This window comes from Helicobacter sp. CaF467b (assembly GCF_022664765.1).
Taxonomy (GTDB): Bacteria; Campylobacterota; Campylobacteria; order Campylobacterales; family Helicobacteraceae; genus Helicobacter_D; species Helicobacter_D colisuis.
The window spans coordinates 647379-655907 of sequence record NZ_JALAIY010000001.1 but is presented as its reverse complement, the minus strand read 5'-3'; the positions used below and the strand labels follow the sequence as shown (position 1 = coordinate 655907).

Here is an 8529-nt window from a genome sequence, read left to right as displayed (position 1 = left end):
CCAAAAATATAGATAGTTTAAAACTATAGCAACGCTAAAAAGATTAAAATTCAAAACTTCATTCTCTTTATGTAGAATTAATTTAAAATTTCATTTTTATCTCTAGCTTAGGCTAGGGATAACTCCGCTAGTTAATACATATTACTTACACTAAAAATTAGTAGTTTTTTGTTTAATTTTTCAGTTTTTCTCTTGACTTAGAGTAACTCTCATCTTTTATAATTACATTTTTATTTTTATCTTAAGGAGATGAGATGTTATTAGATTCAAACCTCAATGAAATCAAAGAAGGCAAAAGAATCACCGCCAAAGGTTATGCGGTGCAACACAAAGATGATACCTTCAAGCCTTTTGAATTTTCTCGCCACGCTTTGGGGGAAAGCGACATTTTAATCGAGATTTTATATGCTGGAATCTGCCATAGTGATATCCACTCTGCACGCAGTGAATGGCATAAGGGAATCTATCCTATGGTGCCAGGACACGAAATAGCAGGGCGTGTTGTGGCAGTTGGTAGCAAGGTAAGCAAATTTAAAGTCGGAGATTATGCAGGGGTTGGCTGTATGGTCAATTCTTGTGGGGAATGCGAAGCGTGCAAGGCAAGTAATGAGCAGTATTGCGAACGCGGTATGGTCGCTACTTATGATTGCAAAGATTATTGCCATAATGATGAACCTACTTATGGTGGATATTCTAACAACATTGTAGTAAGCGAAAAGTTTGCTGTAATGGTGCCACAAGATGCGCCACTTGACAAGGTCGCACCATTGCTTTGTGCAGGGATTACTACGTATGCGCCACTAAAATTTAGCAAGGTAAAGGCTGGAGATAAAGTCGCTGTAGCAGGGTTTGGTGGGCTTGGTATGATGGCACTTAAATATGCTAAGCAAATGGGTGCTGAAGTATTTATTTTTGCAAGAAACAAAAATAAAGAACAAGATGCCCTCAAACTCGGTGCTACAAAGCTATATGACACCACAGATCTCAAGGTTGTTACAGAACGATTTGATCTTATTGTTTCCACTATTCCGACACCTTATGACATTACCGCATATCTCAAGCTCCTTAAGCTTGGTGGAGAAATGGGAATTGTTGGGCTTCCACCTTCTGAAGTGGATCCAAAAATTGGGGCACAAGGACTTATTTTTAATGCACACAAAAAAGTGTATGGCTCACTCATTGGCGGTATGAAAGAAACTCAAGAAATGCTAGATTTTTCACTCAAACACAAGATTTATCCAGAGACGGAAATTATTTCGGCAAACCAAATCAATGAAGTATATGAAAATCTCACAACAGGCAAGGCAAAATTCCGCTATGTCATCGATATGAAAACGCTTGAAGACAATTAAAAAAAGTAGAATCCTTAATAACCCTTAAGGATTCTACAAACTTTCAAACAAAAATCATTTCTTTTTTTCTAAAGATTCCAAATATTTTTGTTAAAATACCAAAATATATTCAAAAAGGAGTTATCTTTTGCAAAGTGGCATCTTTACACTCATAGAAAACTGGAATAACAATGAAGCAGAATCTATTCTGAATGCTTTAGAAATAATCAAATATTGTGATACACTAGGCTTAGATGAAGCTTGGATTGGAGAACATCATTTTAATAATTTTACGCTTTGTTCTGCGATTACAACTCTAATTAGCGCCGCACTTGCACAAACTCAAAATATCAAAATAGGGAGTGCAGCTATTTTACTTCCACACTATCACCCCATTCAAATTGCAGAAGAAATTGCAACACTTGATTTACTCTCTAAAGGGCGTTTTCTCTTTGGATTTGCAAGAGGTGCATTCCCTATCTTTAATATTGAGAGGGGTAATAACCCAGAAAGTAACCGCGAAATTATGCTAGAAAATGCAGAAATTGTGCATCAATTGCTTTTTAAAGAACAAGTTAATTTTAGTGGAAATTATTTTGAAATAAATAATGTAAGTATCCGCCCTCACCCACATGGTTTGATTCCTTTTTATGTTGCAAGTAATAATGATGAAACTCTCCAAAAAGCAGCTACCCTGGGATATAATTTTCTTGGCTCTTTAACGCTGCAAGAAAATCGCGCACAACAAATTCATCAAATCTTCAAAAACAATCATCCCAAAAAATATAAATTCACACTCACAAGGGCGTTTTGTGTAGATGAGAATCGTGAAGTTGCTGAAGAAAAAGCACAAATGGGCGTGGATATTTTCACACAATGTATGCTTAAAGCCAACGAAAGTAATCCAACTTTTGAATCCATTATCAAAACAAGCGATTATGAAGAATTTAGAACGGAATTTTTTAACAAAGACAAAATACTTAAAACAATGATTGTTGGAACTCCTAGCGATTGTATCGAGCAAATCTTAGAAATCAAAAAGCAGTTTATGCCTGATTCTCTAGCGCTTAAACTTCTCTCACCAAGCCTTGAAGATTCTAAAAATATTTTAAAAATTTATAAAGAAACAATCCTTCCAAATCTCTAACTAACGATGAATTTACCCCTTTTGCATTCTAATATTCTTTTGTGGTATGAACAAAAGGGGCGCAAATCTCTTCCTTGGCGAGATAAAACAGCAAATCATCGCGCTTATAGGGTTTTAGTTAGTGAGGTTATGCTGCAACAAACTCAAGTTAAAACGATTCTAGAACGCTTTTATTTTCCTTTTTTAGAAAAATTTCCCACTCTAGAAACTCTCTCTAAGGCTAAGGAAGAAGAAGTTTTATTGCAATGGCGCGGACTTGGATATTACACTCGCGCTAGAAATCTCTTAAAATGCGCCAAAATTTGCTGTCAATCCCATAAAGGTATTTTGCCCAAAGATATAGAATCTCTCCAAAAACTTCCAGGAATTGGTCGCTACACTGCAGGTGCAATTGCTTGTTTTGGCTATGATAGCGCAGTGAGTTTTGTTGATTCTAATATCAAGCGTATCTTAGCGCGATTCTTTGCTTTACAATCCCCTAGCCCAAAACTCCTTGAATCAAAGGCAAAGACAATCCTTAACCCGCAAGAACCTTTTAATCACAATCAAGCCCTTTTAGATATTGGCGCTACTCTTTGCACTCCCAAAAATCCCAAATGCACACAATGCCCACTCCAGTCCTTTTGTCAAGGCAAAGAGAATCCTATATTCTACACACCCACCAAAAAAACTGCCTCACTAAAACAAGTTTTAGATATTGGTATCTTTATTCACGATTCCAAATTTGCTTTAACCAAAAGCCAAACCAAGCTTTATTATAACCTTTATAATTTTCCCTTTATCTCACCTCTCAAATCTCTCCAAACTAAAAAGCTAGGAATCCTCAAACACTCTTATACCAAATACAATTTAACACTTCATCTCTATTTACTACAATCTCAAGAACTACTCCAGCAAACCCAGCAAAAAATTGAATTCTTTACTCAAGAAGAACTAAAAAATCTCCCTATTTCAAGTATGACTTTAAAAATTTTAGACTTTTTAAAGAAAAGCACTATTAATTAAACTTTTTATGAATATTTTTTTTGTAGGATTCTGCTATTTATTTTTATTCTAAAGGATACTTATGCCACTCTTAGATAGCTTTAAAGTTGATCACAAAAAAATGCCTGCTCCAGCAGTGCGACTAGGTAAAGTTATGCACACTCCAAAAGGTGATGAAATTTGTGTCTTTGATTTACGCTTTTGCAAACCCAATGTGGAGATTTTAAGTCAAGAGGGAATCCACACTCTAGAGCATCTCTTTGCGGGTTTTATGCGCGAGCATTTAAATAGCGATAAAGTTGAAATTATCGATATTTCGCCTATGGGTTGTCGCACGGGATTTTATATGAGTTTAATTGGCAAACCAAGTCCTGAAGCTGTGAAAAATGCTTGGGAAGCAAGTATGAAAGATATTTTGGAAGTTAATGAGATTCCAGAAGCTAATGAACTGCAATGCGGCACTTACAAAATGCATTCTTTAGAGGCTGCCAAAGAAATCGCAAAAGATACGCTAAGTAAGGGAATTGGGATTATGGATAATGAATCATTAAAGCTTAATTTATGAACTATGATTCTTATTTAGAAGCTATCAAAACACTAAATTTATGGGCTAAGCACTATTATATTTTAGATGATCCCATAGTTAGCGATGAAGAGTATGATATACTCTATCATCAAATCAAAGATTTTGAAACAAACAATCCCACACAAATTTCCAAAGATTCTCCAACCCAAAGAGTTGGGGATCGTATTTTAGAATCTTTCAACAAATCCGAACACATAGAGCGTATGTGGAGTTTGGATGATATTTTTAATACTCAAGAATTACAAGATTGGATTAATAGAGTTAGCAAGGGCGAAAATCTAAATTTTACTATTGATCCCAAATTTGATGGAGCTAGTCTCAATTTGCTTTATGAAAATGGAATATTACAAAAGGCTACCACAAGGGGCGATGGATTCATCGGAGAAGAAGTTACTCAAAATGCCAAAACCATTCCTAGCATTCCCCTTAGCATTCCCTATAAAGATAAAATAGAAATCCGTGGGGAATGCGTGATTGCCAAAGATGATTTTGAAGCTATCAATCAAGAAAGACTAGAGAAGGGGGAAGCACTTTTTGCAAATCCGCGTAATGCAGCTGCTGGAAGCTTAAGGCAATTAGATTCTAAAATCACTTCAAAGCGCAAACTACAATTTATCCCTTGGGGTGTGGGGTTTTGTCAAATTAATGAAAATAGCTTTTTTGCCCTAATGGAGAAAATCCGCTCTTTTGGATTTATAGCTTCGCCTTTCTCTAAGCTCTGCTCAAACTTACAAGCAATAGAAGATTCTTATCAAAATCTTATTTCTAAGCGCGATTCTTATCCTATCACGCTTGATGGAATGGTTATTAGGATTGATGATATTGCATTGCAAAAATCTCTAGGCTTTACCATAAAAGCTCCACGCTTTGCCTGTGCATACAAGTTTCCTGCTATTGAAAAAAAGGCAAAAATTTTAGACATTATTTTGCAAGTTGGCAGAACAGGAGTTATTACCCCTGTGGCTGTTTTGGAGCCAGTGATGATCGAGGGAGCAAAGGTTAGCCGCGCAACCCTGCATAACTTTGATGAAATCAAAAAAAAAGATATTTTAATCAATGATTCTGTGATTCTTATTCGCAGTGGAGATGTGATACCAAAAATCATTAAATCACTGCCTACCTTGCGTGATGGCACACAAAAGCAATGCAAAATACCAACGCACTGCCCTATTTGCAAAAGTGAGCTACTTATTGAAGAAAAACTCATCAAATGCCAAAATTTAAACTGCAAAGCAAGGGTGAAAAACTCACTCATTCACTTTATAAGCAAAAAGGCGCTTAATATTGATGGGCTTGGCAAAAGAATCATTGATTTACTCTTTGAGCTTGGAAAGATTACCAAAATTGAAGATATTTTTTCGCTTCAATATGAAGATTTAGAGGGCTTGGAGGGATTCAAAGACAAAAAGATTCACAACCTTTTAAATGCTATCAAACAGGCTAAAGGGGTTGATTTGTGGCGTTTTATTAATGCTTTAGGAATCGAACATATTGGCGAGGGAGCAAGCAAAAAACTTGCAAACACTTTTGGCGATAACTTCCATCATAAGAGCTTTGAAGACTTTGTAGCACTTGATGGCTTTGGGGAAGAAATGGCAAACTCACTTGTAGAATTTTGCCATGTCAATCAAGAAAGAATCAATCATCTTCTAACAATTCTACAGCCCAAATACAATCAAAATAGCACCAATGCAAATCTTAGTAATCAAACCTTTGTCATCACTGGCACACTCTCACAAAAAAGAGAAGTGTATCAAGAGATTTTAGAATCACTTGGTGCAAAAGTCTCTAGTAGTGTCTCAAAAAAGACAAATTATCTGCTTTGTGGAGAAGAGGCAGGATCAAAGCTCACTAAGGCTCAAGAACTCGGTGTAAAAATCATTGATGAAGAAGAATTTTGGAAACTTATTCAAGAATCCAAAAAGTAGCACAAAATTTTAAGGTTACTGCATAAAAAATAAATTATTTATCTAAAACTTTATGCAAGAAATCTTTCACTCTTTGGTTTTTTGGATTAGTAAAAAACTTATTGGGCGATTCATCTTCGATGATTTGACCCTCGCTCATAAAAAGAATCCGACTAGCTACATTTTTGGCAAATCCCATTTCGTGAGTTACAATCATCATTGTCATACCCTCTTTTGCCAAATCTTTCATTACATCTAGCACTTCTTTAATCATTTCTGGATCTAAAGAAGAAGTGGGCTCATCAAAAAGCATAATCTCTGGCTCCATAGCCAAAGCCCTAGCAATAGCGATTCTTTGTTTCTGCCCACCTGAAAGCTTATTGGGATACACATCTTTTTTAGAAACTAAACCAACCTTTTGTAATAAATCCATTGCTTTTTTATAAGCCACTTCTTTTGGAATCTTTTTGAGTTTCATCGGCGCTAAAGCAATATTTTCTATCACTTTTTTATGGGGAAATAAATTAAAATGCTGAAAAACCATTCCTAATTTTTGGCGAACAAGATTAATATCTACTGACTTATCCATAATGTTTTGCCCATCAATAATAATTTGCCCACAACTTGGGTCTTCCATTCTATTAATACATCGCAAAAAGGTAGATTTACCACTTCCAGAAGGTCCAATAATAGCAATCACCTCCCCTTTAGAAACTTCTACATTAATCCCTTTTAAAACTTCTATTTCCCCAAATTTTTTATGCAAATCTTTTATTTTAATCACTTTCTTTTAGCCTTTTTTCAACTTTTCGCATTAGCATCGCAAAAATAGAAGTTAAAATCAAATAAATAATTCCCACTGCAAGTAGAGGCTCAATAGCCCGATAAGTTTGGCTTGTTATGATATTTGCAGCCCTTAGTAAATCCACACCACCAATAAAACCCACAATTGAAGTTTCCTTTAATAAAGCAATAAATTCACTCACTAAAGGCGGTAAAATTCTCTTAATAGCTTGAGGAATAATGATTTCTTTCATTGATAAGGCATAACCCATTCCCAAAGCCCTTGCTGCTTCCATTTGTCCTTTATCAAGCCCGGCAATTCCTGCACGAATAATCTCGGCAACATAAGCCCCAGAATTAATCCCAAAAGCAATGGCGGCGATTAATAAAATAGGCATATCGCGCAATGCTCCCACAAAAACAATGTTTGCCCATATCATCAATTGCACCACAACAGGAGTTCCGCGTATGATATACACATAAGCAAAAGCAAGTTTAGATAAAACCCTCCAAGTAGAAAGCTGCATTAATGCTATTAAAATACCCAATGCGATTCCAATTAATGCTGAAAGCGCGGTAGTGGCAATGGAAAACCCTAATCCCTCTACCAAATACCAATATCGGCTTTCATTAATAAAGACTTCTTTTAATATCTCCAAATACTCTAGCATATTTTCTCAAAGCCCTTAATCAAAATATTTAGCTATCAAAGTATCATAAGTTCCATTTTCTTTGATCTTTTTTAAAGCCTCATTGACTTTTTGTAATAGCTCTACCTCATCTTTTCTCATCGCAATAGCATATTCCTCATTTGCCGCATCGCTTTGGATTAATTTTAAGTCTTGATTATGAGCAGCATAATTTTTTGCAGTTTCATAATCCAAAACAACCGCTTCCACCTTGCGCGATTTTAAAGCCAAAATCAAATCTGATGCAGTATTAAATTTTTGCACAGATACATTAGGCAATTTACTCACTACCAAATCTCCTGTAAATCCTAGCGCAACTCCAACTACTTTTCCTGATAAATCCGAAAAATTTCCAATATTTTGATTTTCGCTATTAACTAAAATAACTTGAGTAGAATTAAAATAAGAATCAGAAAAATTAACAAACTTTTTGCGATTTTCTGTTACTGTCATACCAGAGATAATCATATCAATTTTTCCTAATTCTAATGCAGGCAATAACCCATCAAATTGAATATCCATAAACTCAACTTCAATCCCAGAAATCTTAGCAATTTCTCGCATTAAATCCACATCAAATCCGACAATATTCTTCCCTTCCCTATACTCAAAAGGTGCAAAATCCGCATTCATACCTACATAAACTTTAGATTTTTCTTCCTTTTTTTCACAACCAAAGAAAGCTATCAATGCCAAAACAATTGAAAATATCTTAAGAAAATTTTTCATTTTTTTCCTTTGTGAATCATTTTAATTTACAATTTTTTCGTATTGTAGCACAATCTATAAGAAATACAAATGCCCTTATATCCATTATTGTTTAGATTCTGCACTAAAATTTTGAAAAACTTCTATCACGAGTGGTAAGTCTGTGTAGCCTTCAGATTCCATAAAATGACCACCTTTTTGCGTTTGGATAAAATCCGCGTCTAAAGATCTGGCAAGTTTGTAGCTTAAGTTAGTTGGCACGATTGCATCATCTTTGGCAGAAATCACCACACGATTTTTAATCACATTTTTTAGGATTTGGTAGCTTGGCTTTTTGTCTGTGAAACTTCTAAAAATAGGCAATTTTTTTAACTCTTCATCAAAAGGAGAAACC

Annotated in this window: 9 protein-coding genes; 5 read left to right on the top strand and 4 right to left on the bottom strand. The window is 35.2% G+C overall.

The window, feature by feature from the left end; all coding sequences use genetic code 11:
• Window positions 1–254 precede the first annotated feature (254 nt).
• The 5 genes from MKD52_RS03430 to ligA all read left to right on the top strand — a co-directional run bounded on the left by MKD52_RS03430 (window position 255) and on the right by ligA (window position 5976).
• Window positions 255–1352 (top strand): NAD(P)-dependent alcohol dehydrogenase, encoded by a 1098-nt coding sequence (locus MKD52_RS03430; protein WP_242099254.1) that lies wholly within the window; start codon window positions 255–257, stop codon window positions 1350–1352.
• A gap of 127 nt (window positions 1353–1479) precedes the next feature.
• The gene (locus MKD52_RS03425) at window positions 1480–2478 is read left to right on the top strand and encodes an LLM class flavin-dependent oxidoreductase (RefSeq protein WP_112058079.1); all 999 of its coding nucleotides are present in this window, start codon (window positions 1480–1482) and stop codon (window positions 2476–2478) included.
• 6 nt (window positions 2479–2484) lie between these two features.
• Complete coding sequence (gene mutY / locus MKD52_RS03420) at window positions 2485–3483, top strand: A/G-specific adenine glycosylase (protein WP_242099253.1); 999 nt, start codon at window positions 2485–2487, stop codon at window positions 3481–3483.
• A 61-nt stretch (window positions 3484–3544) separates the two neighbouring features.
• Window positions 3545–4027, top strand: coding sequence for an S-ribosylhomocysteine lyase (gene luxS, locus MKD52_RS03415; protein WP_242099252.1), 483 nt, complete (start codon window positions 3545–3547; stop codon window positions 4025–4027).
• Window positions 4024–5976 (top strand): NAD-dependent DNA ligase LigA, encoded by a 1953-nt coding sequence (gene ligA / locus MKD52_RS03410; protein ID WP_242099251.1) that lies wholly within the window; start codon window positions 4024–4026, stop codon window positions 5974–5976. Before luxS ends, ligA begins: the two co-directional genes overlap by 4 nt.
• Before the next feature lie 34 nt (window positions 5977–6010).
• Here the strand turns inward: ligA and MKD52_RS03405 are convergent, their stop codons facing one another.
• The 4 genes from MKD52_RS03405 to MKD52_RS03390 form a co-directional block, all read right to left on the bottom strand.
• Window positions 6011–6739 (bottom strand): amino acid ABC transporter ATP-binding protein, encoded by a 729-nt coding sequence (locus MKD52_RS03405; protein ID WP_242099250.1) that lies wholly within the window; start codon window positions 6737–6739, stop codon window positions 6011–6013.
• Entirely contained in the window at window positions 6732–7409 is a 678-nt protein-coding gene (locus MKD52_RS03400) for an amino acid ABC transporter permease (RefSeq protein WP_242099249.1), read from the bottom strand. Before MKD52_RS03400 ends, MKD52_RS03405 begins: the two co-directional genes overlap by 8 nt.
• Window positions 7410–7424: 15 nt before the next feature.
• Window positions 7425–8156, bottom strand: coding sequence for a basic amino acid ABC transporter substrate-binding protein (locus MKD52_RS03395; protein WP_112058085.1), 732 nt, complete (start codon window positions 8154–8156; stop codon window positions 7425–7427).
• A gap of 84 nt (window positions 8157–8240) precedes the next feature.
• Window positions 8241–8529: alpha/beta hydrolase (locus tag MKD52_RS03390; RefSeq protein WP_242099248.1), on the bottom strand; the 289-nt coding region annotated here is incomplete at its 5' end.

What these genes read in the sequence shown, in the direction of transcription:
- MKD52_RS03430 (WP_242099254.1), top strand. Translation starts at nt 255, where the DNA reads ATGTTATTAGATTCAAACCTCAATGAAATCAAAGAAGGCAAAAGAATC.
- mutY (WP_242099253.1), top strand. Translation starts at nt 2,485, where the DNA reads ATGAATTTACCCCTTTTGCATTCTAATATTCTTTTGTGGTATGAACAA.
- luxS (WP_242099252.1), top strand. Translation starts at nt 3,545, where the DNA reads ATGCCACTCTTAGATAGCTTTAAAGTTGATCACAAAAAAATGCCTGCT.
- ligA (WP_242099251.1), top strand. Translation starts at nt 4,024, where the DNA reads ATGAACTATGATTCTTATTTAGAAGCTATCAAAACACTAAATTTATGG.
- MKD52_RS03400 (WP_242099249.1), bottom strand. Translation starts at nt 7,409, where the DNA reads ATGCTAGAGTATTTGGAGATATTAAAAGAAGTCTTTATTAATGAAAGC.
- MKD52_RS03395 (WP_112058085.1), bottom strand. Translation starts at nt 8,156, where the DNA reads ATGAAAAATTTTCTTAAGATATTTTCAATTGTTTTGGCATTGATAGCT.